This is a genomic window from Bradyrhizobium sp. USDA 3315 (genome assembly GCF_054056795.1).
Genome location: NZ_JBSRYP010000001.1, coordinates 7,132,549 through 7,150,380, shown reverse-complemented (window position 1 = coordinate 7,150,380; position 17,832 = coordinate 7,132,549). Strand labels below are relative to the sequence as shown.

Annotated in this window: 13 protein-coding genes; 5 read left to right on the top strand and 8 right to left on the bottom strand. The window is 64.5% G+C overall.

Going from position 1 to position 17,832, the window contains the following annotated elements:
* Nucleotides 1-107: 107 nt before the first annotated feature.
* The 4 genes from ACVIYL_RS33585 to ACVIYL_RS33570 form a co-directional block, all read right to left on the bottom strand.
* On the bottom strand, nucleotides 108-1,175 hold the full coding sequence (locus ACVIYL_RS33585) for a GGDEF domain-containing protein (RefSeq protein WP_253608768.1): 1,068 nt from the start codon (nucleotides 1,173-1,175) through the stop codon (nucleotides 108-110).
* Nucleotides 1,176-1,592: 417 nt separating this feature from the next.
* Nucleotides 1,593-3,086: a DEAD/DEAH box helicase gene (locus ACVIYL_RS33580; protein WP_057018600.1), complete on the bottom strand. Its 1,494-nt coding sequence runs from the start codon at nucleotides 3,084-3,086 to the stop codon at nucleotides 1,593-1,595.
* A 251-nt stretch (nucleotides 3,087-3,337) separates the two neighbouring features.
* Nucleotides 3,338-4,030, bottom strand: a complete 693-nt coding sequence (locus ACVIYL_RS33575; protein WP_456780621.1) for a helix-turn-helix transcriptional regulator — start codon at nucleotides 4,028-4,030, stop codon at nucleotides 3,338-3,340.
* Between the two features lie 252 nt (nucleotides 4,031-4,282).
* A complete protein-coding gene (locus tag ACVIYL_RS33570) occupies nucleotides 4,283-5,236 on the bottom strand; it encodes a helix-turn-helix transcriptional regulator (RefSeq protein WP_253608765.1) in 954 nt (317 codons plus the stop codon).
* A 230-nt stretch (nucleotides 5,237-5,466) separates the two neighbouring features.
* On the opposite strand from ACVIYL_RS33570, the gene ACVIYL_RS33565 reads away from it, so the two are divergent.
* Nucleotides 5,467-6,963 carry a caspase family protein gene (locus ACVIYL_RS33565; RefSeq protein ID WP_253608764.1) on the top strand — a complete coding sequence of 499 codons (1,497 nt, stop codon included), beginning with the start codon at nucleotides 5,467-5,469 and terminating at the stop codon, nucleotides 6,961-6,963.
* Between the two features lie 72 nt (nucleotides 6,964-7,035).
* The gene (locus ACVIYL_RS33560) at nucleotides 7,036-8,280 is read left to right on the top strand and encodes an FAD-dependent oxidoreductase (protein ID WP_253608763.1); all 1,245 of its coding nucleotides are present in this window, start codon (nucleotides 7,036-7,038) and stop codon (nucleotides 8,278-8,280) included.
* Between the two features lie 36 nt (nucleotides 8,281-8,316).
* Here ACVIYL_RS33560 and ACVIYL_RS33555 read toward each other — a convergent pair whose 3' ends face one another.
* The 4 genes from ACVIYL_RS33555 to ACVIYL_RS33540 form a co-directional block, all read right to left on the bottom strand.
* Nucleotides 8,317-9,087, bottom strand: coding sequence for an SDR family NAD(P)-dependent oxidoreductase (locus ACVIYL_RS33555; protein WP_253608761.1), 771 nt, complete (start codon nucleotides 9,085-9,087; stop codon nucleotides 8,317-8,319).
* A 197-nt stretch (nucleotides 9,088-9,284) separates the two neighbouring features.
* Complete coding sequence (locus ACVIYL_RS33550) at nucleotides 9,285-10,076, bottom strand: outer membrane protein (protein ID WP_076828706.1); 792 nt, start codon at nucleotides 10,074-10,076, stop codon at nucleotides 9,285-9,287.
* A gap of 226 nt (nucleotides 10,077-10,302) precedes the next feature.
* Entirely contained in the window at nucleotides 10,303-12,363 is a 2,061-nt protein-coding gene (gene parE / locus ACVIYL_RS33545) for a DNA topoisomerase IV subunit B (RefSeq protein WP_253608760.1), read from the bottom strand.
* Nucleotides 12,364-12,489: 126 nt separating this feature from the next.
* Nucleotides 12,490-12,858, bottom strand: a complete 369-nt coding sequence (locus tag ACVIYL_RS33540; protein ID WP_253608758.1) for a hypothetical protein — start codon at nucleotides 12,856-12,858, stop codon at nucleotides 12,490-12,492.
* A 185-nt stretch (nucleotides 12,859-13,043) separates the two neighbouring features.
* On the opposite strand from ACVIYL_RS33540, the gene ACVIYL_RS33535 reads away from it, so the two are divergent.
* The 3 genes from ACVIYL_RS33535 (at nucleotide 13,044) to ACVIYL_RS33525 (ending at nucleotide 17,574) form a co-directional block, all read left to right on the top strand.
* Complete coding sequence (locus ACVIYL_RS33535) at nucleotides 13,044-13,574, top strand: DedA family protein (protein WP_028332199.1); 531 nt, start codon at nucleotides 13,044-13,046, stop codon at nucleotides 13,572-13,574.
* Between the two features lie 141 nt (nucleotides 13,575-13,715).
* Complete coding sequence (locus ACVIYL_RS33530) at nucleotides 13,716-16,367, top strand: DUF3857 domain-containing protein (protein WP_456780620.1); 2,652 nt, start codon at nucleotides 13,716-13,718, stop codon at nucleotides 16,365-16,367.
* 217 nt (nucleotides 16,368-16,584) lie between these two features.
* Complete coding sequence (locus tag ACVIYL_RS33525; RefSeq protein ID WP_456780619.1) at nucleotides 16,585-17,574, top strand: MBL fold metallo-hydrolase; 990 nt, start codon at nucleotides 16,585-16,587, stop codon at nucleotides 17,572-17,574.
* Nucleotides 17,575-17,832: the final 258 nt, after the last annotated feature.

Genomic DNA, 17,832 nt, shown 5'->3' with positions numbered 1-17,832 from the left:
ATCCATCCACGTCATTGCGAGCGAAGCGAAGCAATCCATGGATCCGCATATGCGGCAGGTGGATTGCTTCGCTTCGCTCGCAATGACTGTGGAGGACGTGAGGGAAGTCACGCCACGCGGGTCTGGATCTCGGTGCTGTATTCCGGATCGGCCTCGCAGATCACACGGTTGCGGCCGGCGCGCTTGGCGGCATAGAGGCAGGCGTCGGCGCGCTCTATCAGCGAGTCGGTGTCGTCAGTCGGCTTCAGCATGGAGACGCCGACCGAGATCGTGACGCGGCCGAGGATCTCGCCGGTCGACTTCTTCTTCAGCTCCTTGGCCATCACGGCGCGGCGGATGTGGTCGGCGACCGTCAGCGCCTGCCGCAGCGCCGTGTTGGGAAGCACCACTGCGAATTCCTCGCCGCCATAGCGGGCGGTGATGTCCTGGCCCTTGATGTTCTGCTTCAGCGACTGTGCCACCAGCCGCAGCACCTGGTCGCCGGTGAGATGGCCGTAGGAGTCGTTGAACGATTTGAAGTGGTCGATGTCGAACATCAGGAGCGACAGCGGCTCGCCGCTGGCGAGCGCGGCTTGCACCGCCATGTCGATCGAGCGGTCGAAATATTTCCGGTTGCCGAGGCCGGTGAGCGGATCGGTCAGGCTCTCGGCACGGATCGCCTCGAGGCTATGCTGCAGGTCGCTGATCTCCGACTTCGACAGCGCGAGCCGGTTCTCCAATGCCTGATTGGTCTCGCGCATCTCGCGCGTCGATTTCGCCAGGCTATCGACGATTGCCTTGATGTGATCGCGGGTGGTCGCGCTCGCAAGCTTATCGCTGGCGCCGACGAGGCTGGCGTCATAGGTCGCGGACACGTCGAGCGCATCGGTGATCAGCTTCATGACGGCGTCGATCTCGCCGATGACGCGCGCGCCGACCTTGTCGATGCGGTCCGAGGTCTTGATGTGCGAAAGGTAGGTTTCGTAGATCTGCTCGAGATCGGATTCAGAGAGCTTGCCACTGCGCGCCAGCGTCTCGTTGATGACCTTGTTGAGCGGCGCGTTGTATCCGGTCGCGTAGACGTACCAGATTTCATAGTTGCGGGGGACTGCGGTCTGGCGAAGCGAGCGGATCTGGCCAAGCGCGACTTCGGCAAAGGCCAACGTACGTTCGTGTTCGTCCAGCAGCTTGACCACTGTCACGTCCTCAATGCACGCAATGCCGATTAAACCCGGCAGCAATGACTAAACTATTGGGGCGAGGGTACGGGACGAGAGTGAAGGCAAGGTAAACAGTGGAACTACGGGGAAGCCGGCTGCGGCGACCATGCGGCGCGCCCGATGTTTGTCCGCCTTGAGCGCCACTTTCGGGCGCTTTTCGTTTGTTCGCTAGAGCATGATCCGGAAAAGTGCGCAGCGGTTTTCCGAAAAGATCATGCTCAAACAACGAGCTAAGGCACAATGACGCTTCACGCAAATCTCATCGCGCTTTGTCGCGAGGCGCAAACTGCGCGCATTTGCTTCAAACGCTGAGGATCAGCGCGTGCGCCGGTCGCGGGCGGCAAGAGAATTGTCCGGAATACCGCCGCTAGCGCGGCGGCGTCAGAGCAGGCCTTATGCGCGTGCGCGCACAGGTCGCAGCAGGAAGGCGGGCAGGTGCGAATGATCGGCGGGCTCGTGGTCCACCTCGCGCTGCGGCCGCCGTGGCTCGGCACGCCCGATCGACGGCACGTGCGACGGAGCGGCCTGCGGAGCCGAATTGCGGCCGTGGCGCGGTTCACGCTCCGGCTTCGCTGCGCGCTCCTCGCGGGGCTCCCGCTCGTGACGCGCTTCGCGTTCACCGTGACGCGGCTCGCGTTCACCGTGGCGCGCCTCGCGCTCGCGGCGCGGCTTGCGGCCGCCGCGGGCACCATCGCGCGAACCTTCGCGGCCACGCGAGCGGCGCGGCGCGGCGTCCTCGTCGGAGGCTTCGCTGTGAACGGTGTAGTCGCCCTCAGCGCGCGGGATCGGCTGGCCGATCAGCTTCTCGATCGCGGTCATCGACTTGCTATCGAGCGAGGTGACGATGGAGATCGCAGTACCGGTGCGTCCGGCGCGGCCAGTACGGCCAATGCGGTGGACATAGTCGTCGGGGTGGTGCGGTACGTCGAAATTGAAGACGTGGCTCACCGCGGGAATGTCGAGACCACGGGCGGCGACGTCGGAGGCGACGAGCAGCGGAATCTCGCCCTTCCGGAATTGATCGAGGGCCGCGGTGCGGGCGGATTGATCCATATCGCCGTGCAGGGCACCGACGCTGAAGCCGTGCTTCTGGAGTGACTTGTGAAGGACGGCGACTTCGCGCTTGCGATTGCAGAAGATAATCGCGTTGTTGAGATCCTTGGCATCGCGCAGCAGGCGGCGGAGGATCTCGCGCTTGTCATGCGCTTCGCGACCGGCCGGGACCTGCAATTGCGTCACGGTGACGGCGGTGGTCGCGGGCCTGGAGACTTCGATCCGCGCAGGATTGTGCAGGAAGGCCTCGGTGATGCGGCTGATCTCCGGAGGCATCGTCGCGGTGAAGAACAGGGTCTGCCGCGTGAACGGGACGAGCTTGCAGATGCGTTCGATGTCGGGGATGAAACCCATGTCGAGCATGCGATCGGCTTCGTCGATCACCAGCAGTTCGACGCCGGTGAGCAGCAATCCGCCGCGTTCGGTGTGGTCGAGCAGGCGGCCGGGCGTTGCGATCAGGACGTCGACGCCGCGCATCAGCTTGGAGTCCTGGTCGCCGAACGAGACGCCGCCGATCAGGAGCGCCACGTTCAATTTCTGACCGGCGCCGTATTTGTCGAACTGCTCCTTCACCTGCGCGGCAAGCTCGCGGGTCGGCTCGAGGATCAGGGTGCGCGGCATCCGTGCCCGGGCGCGGCCCTTCTCGAGCAGGGTAAGCATCGGGAGAACGAAGGCAGCGGTCTTGCCGGTGCCGGTCTGGGCAATGCCGAGGACGTCGCGCCGGGCGAGAACGTGCGGGATTGCCTGTTCCTGGATGGGAGTGGGGTTGGTGTAACCGGTGGCCGCAACTGCGGCGAGGACCTTATCGGACAGGCCTAGATTGGAAAAAGACATTGAGCCTCTGGTCGAAACCGCCGTTCGGCATCGCAGGTAAAAGGCTGTCGCGTTCGGCCCCGAAACGGCTCGCTTTTCTATAAAGCTCGGGGGCTCTGACTAACGCCGACGGACGGCAAACCTGACGAATCGCGTTTCGATCCGAGGGCCGCGTTGCCCGCAACATAGGGGCGAAAGCGGTAAAGTCAATCTTGGAACCGGCCGGATAGCCGAAAAAGCTTAACGTTTTGACTGAAATACGCGCCTTTTCGTCATTTGGCGGTCAAATGAATCACAACCCCCGTCCCGGACGGCGGGGCCACAGCGGGGGCCTCCGCGCTGTTTTTCATCCTGAATCCGCCAGGCGTCAGGCCTTCGGAATCGCCGAATATCCGGTAGAAGGTGGCGAGGCTGCCGAACCCGCAGGTGAGGGCGATGTCGGCGATCGGCCGCGGCGGCTTCTCGCAAAGCAGCCTTCGGCTCTCGCTCAGGCGCTGGGCGGTGACGGTCTGCGAAAAGCTCGTCCCGGTCGCTTCGAACAAGACGTGCAGGTAGCGGACCGAGACGCCGAGGATGCCAGCGACCATCCCTGGCGACAGGCTTGGCCTGGCAAGATGGCGCGTGATCAGGCGGCGCGCGAGGCTGAGCCGGCCGACGCGCAGCGCCTGCTGCGCCCGGCGGCTGCCCGGCCTGATCACACCGCGCTCGATCAGCGCAAGGTCCGCCACGATCTTGACCAGCGCAGGAATGCAAGCGGTATCACCGGCCTCCGTGGCCTCCTTGAAGTCGGCGAGGCAAGCTTCGAGCAACGGCGCCCAGCCGCGATTGCTGGTCGCCGGTGAGCCCTCACGGGCAGGCTCAGACGCCTGGATTTGATCCGCCCGCGGGTCCGCGGCATCGAGATAAATGCGCGTCGCGCCTGTAGCTAGCGTTTCCTGGCTGTGATCCCCGTGCTTACCGCGCATCGTGACTGATCCCTCGCTCTGCATGAGCGCGCGCGTCGCCGGTAAGGAAATTTGCGGTGCCGAACCCGGGCGAAGCGCCGCAGTGGTTCTGGCGAAATGGCCGGAAAATATCTTCTCAATGCGCGCAGGCTGATCACTTCGGTTCAGCGAAAGTCGGATCGCGCGGCGATGTGAAGTTCAAGGAGCTGAAGGGGGCGCGGCCAAGCTTCGGCGAATTGCGAGCGTGGTGTCCCGGCCGGTCCGGACGGGCGCTCAGGCCGTTTGTGCGCGATAGTCGCCCGGCGTCATGGATTCGGATGCATTGAAGAGGCGGTAGAACGTCGCAAGGCTCTCGAAGCCGCAGGCAAAGGCGACCTCGGCGATCGTTTGCCTGGGCTGCTCGCGGAGCAGGCGGCGGCTCTGCTCGAGCCGGAGCGCGGTGACGGTCTCCGAGAAGCTCATCTCGGTTTCCTCGAACAGGATGTGCAGGTGACGGACCGAGATGCCGAGCAGGCCGGCAATCAGGGTTGGCGACAGCGCCGCACGCGCCAGGTGGCGCCGGATCAGGCGCCGGGCCAGCGACAAATGGGCGGTTCGCAAGGCCTGCTGCGCAAGCCGGCTCTTCGGCCGCATGATGCCGCGCTCGATCAGCGCGATATGGGCCAGCGCCTGCACCGTCGGCGCCGTGCCCGCCGCCGCGGCATCGTTGCTCTCGATGAGGTCGCGGAAGCATGCTTCCAGCAGGGCCCGCAGCGCGGTCTCATCCTGCACCGGCCTGGGGACGAGTTCGCCGAGCTCGGCGCCCGGCGGGACGATGTTCGCGACCGGGACCTTGATGATGCGCAGGTGGAAGCCGTCGTCGTGCAGGGGGACAGTGCGATAGGGCAGGTCCGAGTAGCTGGTCGCGAACATGCCGTCGCGAACGGCAAATTCATCGAGCCGCGCGCCGCCGAACCAGCCGCCGCCGCCAAGCTGCTGATAGATGCACAGGCTGTCGCTGGCCGCGTCGGCGATGTCGCCGGTGCGCCGTTCGACACGGTACGGCGAGGCGCGCAGCTCGACCAGCCCGGCATCGCCGAGCTTGCGCAGCGAGAACTCGCCGAAGAAGTCGCGGCGCCGGTCGGCTTCCAGCTCGGCGGTGACGCCGAACAGCCCCTTGGCGCGGACCTCGCGCCAATAGTCGAAGCGATCCTTGGGATCGACTTGATCAGTAGACCATGTGTGCACGGAAAAGCCGTTGCGACGTGCGGAGAGCTCGAACCGGATGGAGGTTCGAATCTATCACGCGGGCCGTAAAAAGAAACTTGACCTAAGACAAATCGGATCCCTCATTTCGGCCTGGCGTGGCCGGCCGGAACGGCCGTCCGCGGCCGGCCTTGAACCGGCGAAACGGCTGGTCCGACTATTAGGCGGCGGTCGCACGGGCGGCGCATTTGTCGTGCAGGCGGGAAAACGGGATGAAGAGCTGGCTTTCGAGACTTTCGGCGATCCTTTGGGCGGTTGCATTTGTCGCATCGGCCGCACCCGCCCAGGCCGAAAAGCGCGTCGCGCTGGTGATCGGCAACAATGACTACAGGAACGTGCCCAGGCTGCAGAAGGCGGTCAACGACGCCCGCACCATGGGCGACACGCTGAAGCAGCTCGGCTTCAGCGTCATGGTAGCCGAGAACCTCAACCGGCAGGCGTTCTCCGAGACGCTGCTCGCGTTCGACCGCTCCGTGGAACCCGGCGATACCGCGTTCTTCTTCTATGCCGGCCACGGCTTCGAGATCGCCGGCCAGAATTTCCTGCTGCCGACCGACGTGCCGGCCGCCACCGAAGGGCAGGAGGAATTGGTGCGCGACGCCTCTGTTCTCGCCGACCGCATCGTCGAGCGCTTGCAGAACAAGAAGGCGCGCACCTCGATCCTGGTGTTCGACGCCTGCCGCAACAATCCGTTCGAGCGCGCCGGCACGCGCGCGGTCGCCGGCGGCGGTGGCCTCGCGCCGATGACGCAACTGCCGGAGGGCGTGTTCTCGGTGTTCTCGGCGGGGCCGCGCCAGACCGCGCTCGACCGTCTTTCGAACGATGATGCCAATCCCAATTCGGTGTTCACGCGGACCTTCGCCAAGGAGCTGCTGCAGCCCGGCGAGAATCTCGTGCAGGTCGCGCAGCGCACGCGGCGCCTGGTCAGCGAGATGGCCGAGACCGTGAAGCACAAGCAGATCCCGGTCTATTTCGACCAGATGGTCGACGATGTCTTCCTGAACGGGATCGCGAAGGGGCAGGCCGAGGCGGCCAAGCCGTCCGCGCCGCCGCAGCAGGTGGCCGCGCTGCCGCCGGTCGCGGTGCCGAAGCTGCCGAAGGAGGATTCGATCAACGCGCCGATCGCGAGCTTCTCGCGGCACAATGGCGGCTGGACCGTGGTGTTCTCGATCGCCGATCCAACGCTCGGGATTTCCTGGCGGATCGGCGACAGCGGCGATTTCCGCGAAACCGGCTTCATCGACACGCTCGATCCGCGCACGCGCAAGCGGATGCCCAATCCGTCGGTCGAGCTGCCGGCCGATGCGCCGGCCGCAACGATCGAGATTCGCTATGTCGATACGCAAGGCATGATGCAGGGGCCGTTCCCGATCAAGTTCGATCCCGACGCCGCGCTGATCCGCGACCAGCGCAAGATCCTCGACATGACCGCGACCAGCTGGCTGTCATTCCGCGAGTTCAACGGACTGCTGGTCTACTATACGCACCTGATGTCGTATCGCTGCGCGATCCGCGAGGTGCGCATCGGCATCGACACCGCGGTGCCGGACAAGGTCCTGAAGATGCCATCCTGCAATTCGCGCGATCCCAGCGCGATCCCGTCTGACGCGCAGCCTTATCTGAAGCTTGCGCCGCAGACCAAGGCGGTCTCGGTCGAGCTGACCTATCGCGACGGCAGCGTGTCGGAAATCAAGACCTTCAGGCGATAGCCTTGCATCCTTGCCGCCCGATCCGCGTTACAATCGGATTCTGAGGGGCGAGGCAGCGGTGAGGACGGCATCATGGATGCAGGCAATCCGGCAGGGCCGAACACGCGTCAGATCAGGGCGCGCTGCTGCGTGGTCGGCGGCGGGCCGGCCGGCATGATGCTTGGCTATCTGCTCGGACGCGCCGGAGTCGATGTCGTGGTGCTGGAGAAGCACGCCGACTTCTTCCGCGACTTCCGTGGCGACACCGTGCATCCGTCGACCCTGCAGGTGATGGACGAACTCGGCCTGATAGACGGCTTCCTGAAGCTGCCGCATCAGGACATCCAGACGCTCGACGGCATGTTCGGCGGCACCTCGGTGCGGATCGCCGATCTCCGCCGCCTCAGCGTCAAATACCCCTTCATCGCGATGATGCCACAGTGGGACTTCCTCAATTACCTGCGCGAGAGCGGCAAGCGCTTCCCCTCGCTGAAGGTGCTGATGAAGGCCGAGGCGACCGATCTGATCCGGCGCGGCGATGCTGTCGCAGGCGTGCACGCGAACACGCCCGACGGCCCGGTCGAGATCGAGGCGGATCTGACCATCGGCTGCGACGGACGTCATTCGATCGTGCGCGAGCGCGCCGGCCTCGACGTCGAGGAGATCGGCGCGCCGATGGACGTTTTGTGGTTTCGCGTCGGGCGGCGTCCGGATGAGACCGAGAATTTGTTCGCCCGCGTCGAGCACGGCAAGATGATGGTGACGTTCGATCGCGGCGACTACTGGCAATGCGCCTATGTGATCGCCAAGGGCCAATACGAGGCGGTGAAGGCGAGGGGATTGCCGGCGCTGCTCGACGACGTGCTGCGGCTGGCGCCGATCCTCAAGGCCGGCATTGCCGACGTGAAGAGCTTTGACGACGTCAAGCTGCTCACGGTCGCGATCAATCGCCTGACGCGCTGGACCCGTTCCGGCCTGCTCTGCATCGGCGACGCCGCGCATGCGATGTCGCCGATCGGCGGCGTCGGCGTCAACCTCGCGGTGCAGGATGCGGTCGCGACCGCCAACATCCTGGCGGCGAAGCTCGTTCACGGCGTGCCGTCGGAAGACGAACTCGATGCGGTGCGGCGTCGCCGCGAATTCCCGGTGCGCGTGACGCAGCGCATGCAGGTGATTGCGCAGAACAACATCATCAGCGCGGCGCTGAAGGCCGGCGATCAGCCGGTGCCGTTGGCGCTGCGGTTGATCACGGCAATGCCCTGGCTGCAGGGCCTCACCGCACGTCTGGTCGCCGTCGGGGTGCGGCCGGAGCACGTGCATTCGCCGGCCGCGGGCTGAACTGCGCGCCGCGCGACCGGAAGAGCGCTTGTGCTTTCAGGCCATCACCGAATAGCCGCCGTCGACGGGGATCGCGGTGCCGGTGACGAAGTCCGACGCCGGCGATGCCAGGAACACAGCGATGCCTGCGAAGTCATCGATCGCACCCCAGCGTGCCGCCGGCGTGCGCGCAAGCACGCGCTCGTGCAGCCCGGTCACCTGCTGGCGCGCGCCTTTGGTCAGGTCGGTATCGATCCAGCCGGGCAGGATGGCATTGACCTGGATGTTGTCGGGAGCCCAGGCGTTGGCGCAGGCGCGGGTGTACTGCACGATACCGCCCTTGCTCGCGGCATAGGCCGCGGCGAAGCTCGCACCGAAGATCGACATCATCGAGCCGATATTGATGATCTTGCCGTGGCCCGACGCCTTGAGCGCCGGATAGGCCGCCTTCGAGCACATGAACGCGCTGGTCAGGTTGGTGTCGATCACCTTGCTCCACTCCTCCAGCTCGAGCTCGTGCGGAGGCTTGCGGATGCTCATGCCGGCGTTGTTGACGAGAATGTCGATCCGGCCGAACTCGCGAACGACCCGTTCGACCATGGCCGCGACGGCGGCCTTGTCGGTCACGTCGGTTGCCACCGCGATCGCCTTGGCGCCGCGCTTGCCGAGATCCTCGACGGCGGCCTTCGACTTCGCCTCGTTGCGGCCGACCACGGCAACCGCCGCGCCGGCGTCCGCCAGGCCGCGCGCCATGCCAAGCCCGATGCCGCCATTGCCACCGGTGACGATGGCGACCCGGCCCGAGAGATCAAACTGTCCGTTTTTCATTGTTGTTGTCCGCTGAGGTTTGAACCGGGCGCGAGAGTGCCCGATCGTCCCGGCGCTGACCAGATCGGCCACCGCCGGTCCGCCCTGCGCCGGCGGGCCTGCGCGTGGGGAGATTTCGATGACGTTCGGGCAACAAAAAAGCCCCGGACAATGCCGGGGCTTTTGGTCTGCTATCTCAGCAGGGATCAGTACGCAGCTCAGTACTTGGCAACAACCGGACCGGTCCAGTTGAAGCGGTAGACCAGCGAGGTGCTGATGGTCTGGACAAGCGGCTTGAAGGTGATGTCGCGGCCGTTCGAGAGGTTGGTGCCGTCGACCAGCTCCGAGATGTTCTTGTTGTCGTAGTAAGCGGCGCGATACTCGGTCTTCATGAACCAGCCCGGCGCGGTGATGCCGAAGATGTTCAGGTTGTTCTCGACGCCGCCGCCGACGAACCAGCCGCCGCGATCGAAGTCGTTGGTGTGCAGACCCGAGGGAAGCGCGCTCGCGGTGTTGAACAGCGTGGTGCCCTTCCAGTGCGAGCTGGAGTAACCGGCGTTGACGTAAGACAGGACGTTCGGCGCGATCAGGTAGCCGAGGCGCGCACCAGCCGCCCAGCTGTAGTCGTTCTTGATGTTGCCGGCGACGAACGGACCCTGATCCTGGATGGTGCCCTTCAGGCTGCCGAACTGACCGTCGGCGAACACGCCGATGACCCAGCTGTTGGCGGTCTGCCAGTCGTAACCGGCGCCGACGGTGCCGTACCAGCCATCGCCGCCCTGGCGCTGGTTGAAGCCGAGGATCGGCGCACCCGTGACGGTCGACTGGACGCCCGTGTCAGCATCCCAGACGCCGCCGCCGCCACCGCCGAAGATGTAGAAGCCGGTCCAGCTCGGAGCGACCGGAACCGGAGCAGGAGCCTTGGTGTAGGGGCGGGCGGCCAGATCGGCCGCCGACGCCGATGCCGTCATCGCAGCAACCGCGGTCAGAGCGAGCAAAATCTTCTTCATATCCAAATCCTCGACTAGCGTTCGATCAGGTCGCTCAGGGGAGTGCGCTGGCACCGATTCCCGAAACTCATGATCGAACTATACGTGGTTCCGTTGGAAATGCTGTTGCTGGTGAGACACATCCGGCTGAAAACGAAGCCACTGGGGCTCTCCGAACGGGCAAAATGGCAACGGCCGCCCCAATCTGGGAGCGGCCGGAAACTCATTTCAGATCAATCGGTTGGGCCTAGACGTCGAGCAGGTCGTCGCTGGCGAATTCGGCCTTGTCGGAAATGAAGGCAAAGCGGGCTTCGGCCTTGGTACCCATCAGCCGCTCGACCGAATCGGCGGTGCCCTCGCGATCGTCGGCCAGCAGCACCACGCGCAGCAGCGTGCGCTTGGCCGGATCCATCGTGGTTTCCTTCAGCTGCGCCGGCATCATCTCGCCGAGGCCTTTGAAGCGATTCACCTCGACCTTGGCGTTGGCGTTGAACTCGCTCTTCAGCAGCTCGTCCTTGTGCGCGTCGTCGCGGGCGTAGATCGACTTGGTGCCGTGCTTCAGCTTGTAGAGTGGCGGAACCGCCAGATAGAGGTGCCCTTCGTCGATCAGCCGCGGCATCTGCCGGTAGAAGAAGGTGATCAGGAGCGATGCGATGTGTGCGCCGTCGACGTCGGCGTCGGTCATGATGATGATGCGCTGGTAGCGCAGATCCTCTTCGCGGTAATGCGCGAGCGTTCCGCAGCCGATCGCCTGCACGAGATCGGAGAGCTGCGCGTTGGCGGTCAGCTTGTCCTTGCCGGCGGAGGCGACGTTGAGGATCTTGCCGCGCAGCGGCAGCACGGCCTGCGTCTTGCGGTCGCGCGCCTGCTTGGCGCTGCCGCCGGCCGAGTCACCTTCGACGATGAAGAGCTCTGAGCCTTCGGTACCGGCGTCGGAGCAATCGGCGAGCTTGCCGGGCAGACGCAGTTTCTTGCCGGCGGTCTTGCGCGCGGTTTCCTTTTCCTGACGGCGGCGCAGCCGTTCCTCGGCGCGATCGATCACGAAATCGAGCAGCCGGTTGGCCTGGTTCGGATTGCCTGACAGCCAGTGGTCGAACGGATCCTTCATCGCCTGTTCGACGATGCGCTGCGCTTCGGCGGTGGCGAGGCGGTCCTTCGTTTGGCCCTGGAATTCAGGCTCGCGCACGAACACCGAGAGCATCACGGCCGCGCCCACCATCACGTCTTCCGAGGTAATGGACGCCGCGCGCTTGCCCTGGCCCGCGCGTTCGGCGTGGTCCTTGAGACCGCGCAACAATGCGCTGCGCAGGCCGGATTCATGCGTACCGCCATCGGGCGTCGGCACCGTGTTGGTGTAGGACGACAGGAAGCCGTCGGCATCGGCCGTCCAGGCCACGGCCCATTCGCAGGCGCCATGCGCGCCGCTGCGGCCGGATTTGCCGGAGAAGATATCCTGATGCACCAGCGTATCGGCGTGGATCGCCGCGGCCAGATAATCCTTCAGTCCGCCGGGGAAGTGGAACTTGGCTTCCGACGGGACGTCTTCGATGCCCTTCAAGAGCTCCTGGTCGCAGTGCCAGCGAATCTCGACGCCGCCGAACAGATAGGCCTTCGAGCGCGTCATCTTGAACAGACGCTGCGGCTTGAAAGCCGCCTTGGCGCCGAAAATGTCGGTGTCCGGCTTGAAGCGGATGCGCGTGCCGCGGCGGTTGCTGACCTTGCCGAGGTCTTCGAGCTTGCCCTTGGGGTGGCCGCGCTCGAAGGTCATGCGATGCAACTGCCCGCTGCGCGCAACCTCGACCTCGAGCAGCGAGGAGAGGGCGTTGACCACGGAGACACCGACACCGTGCAGGCCGCCCGAGGTCTCATAGACCTTGGAGTCAAACTTGCCGCCCGAGTGCAGCGTGCACATGATGACTTCGAGCGCCGACTTCTTCGGGAATTTCGGATGCGGGTCGACCGGAATGCCCCGACCATTGTCGGTCACGGTCAGGAAGCCGTCGGCGGTCAACTCCACGTCGATGAAGGTGGCGTGGCCCGCCAGCGCCTCATCCATGCAGTTGTCGATCACCTCGGCGAACAGGTGGTGCAGGGCCTTTTCGTCGGTGCCACCGATATACATGCCGGGGCGCCGGCGGACCGGTTCCAGCCCTTCCAGCACCTCGATGTCAGCCGCCGTATAGCCGGCTTCGGCGCTTCCAGCGGATCGCGATGCAGCCTTCGCCGGGGCGCGTCCCTTCGCTTCCGGGGCTCCGAACAGATCGTCGGCAGATTTACTTTTGGCGTTCGACTTCAATGATTTGGCCATGGTTCTTCAAGTGGCGCGCCGGTCACGGCGCGGCGAATCGGTTGCTCTGACTATGCCACGGATGGGCTGCCAATGGGGACGGCCGCGCCCTGGAGCCTGGCCATCCCCATAGATAGGAAACCGCGATTACGCCCGCGAGGTGCGGATTACAATGACCGTGAACAGGGCCATGGCGGCGACCACCAGCAGTGACCCGACGATCGGCGCCGCCTCGAACGACGGTCCCTTCAGCAGCACGGCGGCCACGCCGGCCGGGAACAGGACGCCGCCGACGATATGCAGCCAGCCCTGGATTCTGGCGAGCAGCATGCTGCCCGCTTCCGGCACCAGCCGGTAGTAGAGGCCGAACAGGAACAGCAGCACGCCGCCGACCAGATTGAGATGCGCATGCGCCGGTCCCAACGTGAAGTCGTGCTGGATACCCATGGCGATGCCCGCGAGCATTCCGAACAGCAGGACGAGAACGCTCACGCACATCATCAGCGATCCGATCATCCAGTCATTCCTTTTTCTTGTGAGGGAGATGCCAACCTGGACCTCAGGGGCCTTACGGGAAATCACGGTCGATCCCCGCCTTTGTGACTTGATGTCACGCAATCGGCTGGCTTACCTGTTCTTAGGCTGCGTGCCGCTAGAAAGGTTCATTCGAGGTTCAACGGAGCGGGAAGGCACACGACGAGATGGAAGACCTTGCGCGGGCCCTGGCCGAATTCGTGCGGCACCACCAGGCCTGGGCCGCTCCGATCGTCATGCTGCTGGCGTTCGCTGAATCGCTCGCCTTCATTTCATTGCTGGTTCCGGCCTGGGGTGCGCTGGTCGCGATCGGCGCCCTGATCGGCGTCAGCGGGATCAGCTTCTGGCCGATCTGGATCGCGGGCGGCGTCGGCGCTGCACTCGGCGACTGGGTCTCCTACTGGTTCGGCTATCGCTACAAGGAGCAGGTCGCGCAGATGTGGCCGCTGTCGCGCTACCCGGAGATCCTGCCGCGGGGCGAGGCCTTCGTGAAGAGCTGGGGCGTGCCCAGCATCTTCATCGGCCGCTTCTTCGGTCCACTGCGCGCCTCGGTGCCGCTTGCGGCCGGCATTTTCGAGATGTCGTACTGGCAATTCCAGATCGCCAATTTCGTCTCCGCGCTGGTCTGGTCGGCGGCACTGCTGCTGTTCGGCGACGTCATTGCCCATGCCATCGAGTGGGTGTGGCGGGTGGTGTAGCGCCGTCAGTCCGCGACATCGGACGGGTGCCCACACGCGAAAAGAGAAACCTAAAAGTTTTTCTATCCCGGCGAGGCGACGGTAATCTCGCGGTGCTAGCTCAACAGCCGACGTTTCGGTCGTCGTCGGGCTTGCATCACCATGATCGCGCGCATCTGTCTCCTTTTCGCTTTACTGCTACTGACGCCGTTGAGCTTTGCCGCAGCCGATACATCGACTTCAACGACTGCGGACCCGCACCGGGTCTGGATCGATCCGGGTTGGCGGCGGACGATCAGCCGCTATGCGATTACTTTCGACGAGCAAGGCCTGAGCACGACTATCTTCGATTTCGAAGCCCAGGCGCTCGATGAGAAGGGGGCCGAGGCGCTCGCTCGACGAACCTTCCGCTACAACAGCTATTTCTACGACTTGTCATCCAGCGAGCTCGCTACGTTGAAAGCCGACGGCCGGGTCATTGCGGTCGACGAACGCGCAATCCGAGACCAGCCGGCCTCGACGGATGGCTCCTCTCCCTATTTTGACGAGCAGCGGCAGCGGTTGGTTGCTTATCCGGACGTCGCTCCCGGCGACAAGGTCAAGGGGCGGTTGATCTACAAGGCGAAGCGAGCCGTGTTTCCCGGCGAATTTGCGGGCTACTGGCGTCAAATGGCGGATCAACCTCGCGAGGTGATGGAGCTCACGCTCGATGCGCCCGCGTCGAAGCCGTTGTATGTCGGGTTGCGCAATGTCGAACATGAAGAGGAGAGGCGAGGCGACCGGATCGTCCATCATGTTCTCTTCAGGCAAGAAACGCCGAGGCCGCGCGAGATGGACGCAGGGACATTCGGCGATGCCCGGCGGTTCGAGGTCAGCACCTTCGCGGACTATGCAACTCTTGCGGCGGTATTGAACGCCCGTAACGCGCCGATGGCGCAGCCTGACGAGAGTTTGGAAAAGCTCTCTGCCGAGATCGTCGGCGACGCCGCGGACGCCCGAAGCAAAGTTGAACGAATTCACAACTGGGTCGCGCGGAATATCCGGTACGTTGGGATCGGGCTCGAGGATGGTGGCTTGACGTCGCAACCCGCATCCGCAGTCCTCGCGGCGCGCTACGGTGACTGCAAGGCGCATGCGACGATCCTCAAGGCGTTGCTCGCGGTTCAGGGGATCGAAGCCAACCTTGTCGTGGTGAATGCCGGCCTGCAGTACACGCTGACGGAGGTCGCGACGCAGAACTTCGACCACGCGATTGTCTATGTTCCGGCAATCGACCGCTATCTCGACCCGACCTCGTCGCTGGTGGCGTTCGATTCCCTGCCGCCGAACCTCGGCGGCAAACCCGCGCTCAACATCGACAAGGGGACGATGGGCCGTATCCCGGTGACGGCACCGCAGCGCTTCGTGTTGGCAGCGGATACGGAATACACGCTGCACAGCGATGGTACACGTCAGGCGCGCTCGGTGTTGTCCGGCAATGGACTGGGAGCAAGTGTTGGACGATCCGTCGCACTAGGCCTTGACGCGGGGGACCGGCAGAACGGCGCCAGGAAGCTGATCGAGCAGGCGGGGCTGAGCGGCACGGGCGACTACAGCTTCCCGAATCCGCGCGACCTGTCCGACAGCTATGCGATCACCACGAACTTCCAGATCACCAAGCCCGTCGGCCTCAATCATCTCGAGCGGATCAGGATGCTGCCGCTGACTGACCCGCGCCCCTCGCTGCTGCTGCTCGCCACCAGCGGGCCAACCGACCGGGCCTTTCCGTGCCGCTCGCTGGAATATCGGGAGACCAGTTCGCTCACCGTGCCTGAGGGAACCAACTTCTACGAAAAGCCAGCGCCGGTCATCTATAGCAAGAGTTTCAGCGGCAGCACGGCATACGGCGCTGCGACGGGGCGGATCGAGGTCAACGCGACCGCCACGCTCAGCAGCCGCACGATTCGCTCCAGCGCGTTGGTGCGATTCAGCGTCGACGCTGCGGTCTGTCCGGCGGAATTTGCTGCGGCGATCAAGGCTGGCTTGGACAAGTTCGCGGAGTTCAAATACGGGCCGATCGGATTGACGCCGAAACCGGTACCGCTCGTTACGGAAATCAGCGCCGAGTTTACCGATGGCGTGAACGCGTATCAGGCGCAAAACTACGTGCGCGCGATGGCTCTGCTCCGACCGTATGCCGAGCATGGCAACGCCAAGGCTCAATCCTATGTGGGGTACATGTACGAAAGCGGCTACAGCGTCGAGCGCAACTACGCCGAGGCGATCCGTTGGTTTCTGATGGCCGCCGAGCAGGGCGATTCCTACAGCCAGGGGAAGCTGGGCTACGCATATGAATACGGGCTTGGCACGGCGCGCGACGAGAAGGTCGCAGCCCAATGGTACGCCAAGGCAGCCGAGCAGGGCGATGTCTTCGGTCAGACCCACCTCGCGCGCCTCTATCGGGATGGCGCCGGTCTCGCCCAGGACTATCAGCAAGCTGCGACCTGGTTTTCGAAGGCTGCCGATCAGGGCTCGGCTTGGGCGCAGGGGAATCTCGCATTGCTCTACATTAAGGGCCGTGGCTTGCCGCTCGATCTATCACGGGGCATCGCGCTGCTTCGGGTTGCCGCCGATCAGAACGACAGTGAGGCCCAGTACAATCTGGGATATGCCTACGAGAGCGGCACGGGTGTTCCGAAGGACATCCGGGAAGCCGCCAAGTGGTACAGCAGGGCGTCCGATCGCGGTAATGCGCTCGCCCGCACGCGTCTCGAGGGATTGCTGGGAGGCGGCGGAATTTTGGGTCACCTGCGCCAACTCTTCGGTCGTCTTTGAGCTCCTGATCTGCCTACGCCGACGACCGTGCGCCAGCGCATCCGACCCACGAGAGCCGTTTGCCGACCGTCGGCCTCGGAATAAGGCCGCGGCGCAGGGGTTAGCCCGGACGATGGCCAAGTCGCGCAACCGTCATCGCGCGGGCATCGAAAGGCTGATACAACCTCGCCTGCCAACTGCGAATTCACCGGGCGCCGCTTCACTGGGAGGACACCACATGGAATTGACACGACGTCACGCTCTCGCGGGTGCTGCCGGCATTGCCGCTGCACCGTTGCTATCAGCCGTTCCTGCGGCCGCTGTGGCGGCGGTCGCCGACAAGCAGGCGCCGAGCTTCTATCGCTACAAGGTCGGCGACATCCTCGTCACCGTGGTGTCCGATGGCAAGAACGTCTTCAAGCTGGAAGACTCCTTCATCCCCAATGCGAAGCGGGACGACGTCAACGCGGCGCTGGAGAAGGCGTTCATGCCGCGCGACATGATGACGATCTGGTTCGCGCCACTGGTGCTCAACACCGGCGGCAAGCTGGTGGTGATCGACACCGGCAATGGCGCGCTGGCGAAGGCCAGCACGAAGGGCGCCAATGGCCTGTTCGCCGACAATTTCGTCGCCGCCGGCTTCGATCCCAAGAATGTCGACATGGTCGTGATCTCGCATTTCCACGGCGACCACGTGAACGGCCTCTTGACCGCCGAAGGCACGCCGGCATTCCCGAATGCCGAGGTGCTGGTGCCGGCGACCGAGTGGAAGTTCTGGATGGACGACGGCGAGATGAGCCGGGCGCCGGCCGGCCGCATGCAGGGCCTGTTCAAGAACAACCGCAATATCTTCGAAGCCGGCCTGAAGAAGAAGGTCACGCCCTACGAGTGGGGCAAGGAGATCGCGCCGGGCCTGACCTCGGTCGAGACCGTCGGCCACACGCCGGGCCACACCTCCTACGTGCTGGCCTCGGACCCGGACAAGGTCTTCATCCAGTCCGACGTCACCAACAATCCGAACCTGTTCGCGACCAACCCCGGCTGGCATGCGTTCTTCGACCAGGACGGCGACGTGGCGGAGAAGACCCGCCGCCGCATCTACGACATGGTGGTTGCCGAGCGGCTCCAGGTGCAGGGCTTCCACTATCCGTTCCCGGGCCTCGGCAATGTGGTGAAGGACGGCGGCGGCTATCGCGTCGTGCCGGCACCGTGGAATCCGGCGATCTAGCCAGTCATTCCCCGGTGCGCCATTGCGCACCTGAGGGCGCGCGGAGCGCGAACCCCGGGATTTGGAGGTCCTAGCGCGAGATTCCGGGTTCGATGCTGTGCATCGCCCCGGAATGACAAGCAACAACTTGACGTCAAGGGGGCGCGGCCTTATAGCCGCGCCCATGATCAACGCCGCGACCATCATCATTGCCCGCCGCCGCCGCATTATCGCGGTATGGGCGGTCGCTCGCGTTTAAGACCATCGCCTCTGCCGCCG

Bases quoted from the DNA above. Each gene is read 5' to 3' on its own strand.
- ACVIYL_RS33565 (WP_253608764.1), top strand. From the start codon at position 5,467: ATGAAGAGCTGGCTTTCGAGACTTTCGGCGATCCTTTGGGCGGTTGCA.
- ACVIYL_RS33525 (WP_456780619.1), top strand. From the start codon at position 16,585: ATGGAATTGACACGACGTCACGCTCTCGCGGGTGCTGCCGGCATTGCC.
- ACVIYL_RS33535 (WP_028332199.1), top strand. From the start codon at position 13,044: ATGGAAGACCTTGCGCGGGCCCTGGCCGAATTCGTGCGGCACCACCAG.
- parE (WP_253608760.1), bottom strand. From the start codon at position 12,363: ATGGCCAAATCATTGAAGTCGAACGCCAAAAGTAAATCTGCCGACGAT.
- ACVIYL_RS33575 (WP_456780621.1), bottom strand. From the start codon at position 4,030: ATGCGCGGTAAGCACGGGGATCACAGCCAGGAAACGCTAGCTACAGGC.
- ACVIYL_RS33540 (WP_253608758.1), bottom strand. From the start codon at position 12,858: ATGATCGGATCGCTGATGATGTGCGTGAGCGTTCTCGTCCTGCTGTTC.
- ACVIYL_RS33530 (WP_456780620.1), top strand. From the start codon at position 13,716: ATGATCGCGCGCATCTGTCTCCTTTTCGCTTTACTGCTACTGACGCCG.
- ACVIYL_RS33555 (WP_253608761.1), bottom strand. From the start codon at position 9,087: ATGAAAAACGGACAGTTTGATCTCTCGGGCCGGGTCGCCATCGTCACC.
- ACVIYL_RS33560 (WP_253608763.1), top strand. From the start codon at position 7,036: ATGGATGCAGGCAATCCGGCAGGGCCGAACACGCGTCAGATCAGGGCG.
- ACVIYL_RS33580 (WP_057018600.1), bottom strand. From the start codon at position 3,086: ATGTCTTTTTCCAATCTAGGCCTGTCCGATAAGGTCCTCGCCGCAGTT.
- ACVIYL_RS33550 (WP_076828706.1), bottom strand. From the start codon at position 10,076: ATGAAGAAGATTTTGCTCGCTCTGACCGCGGTTGCTGCGATGACGGCA.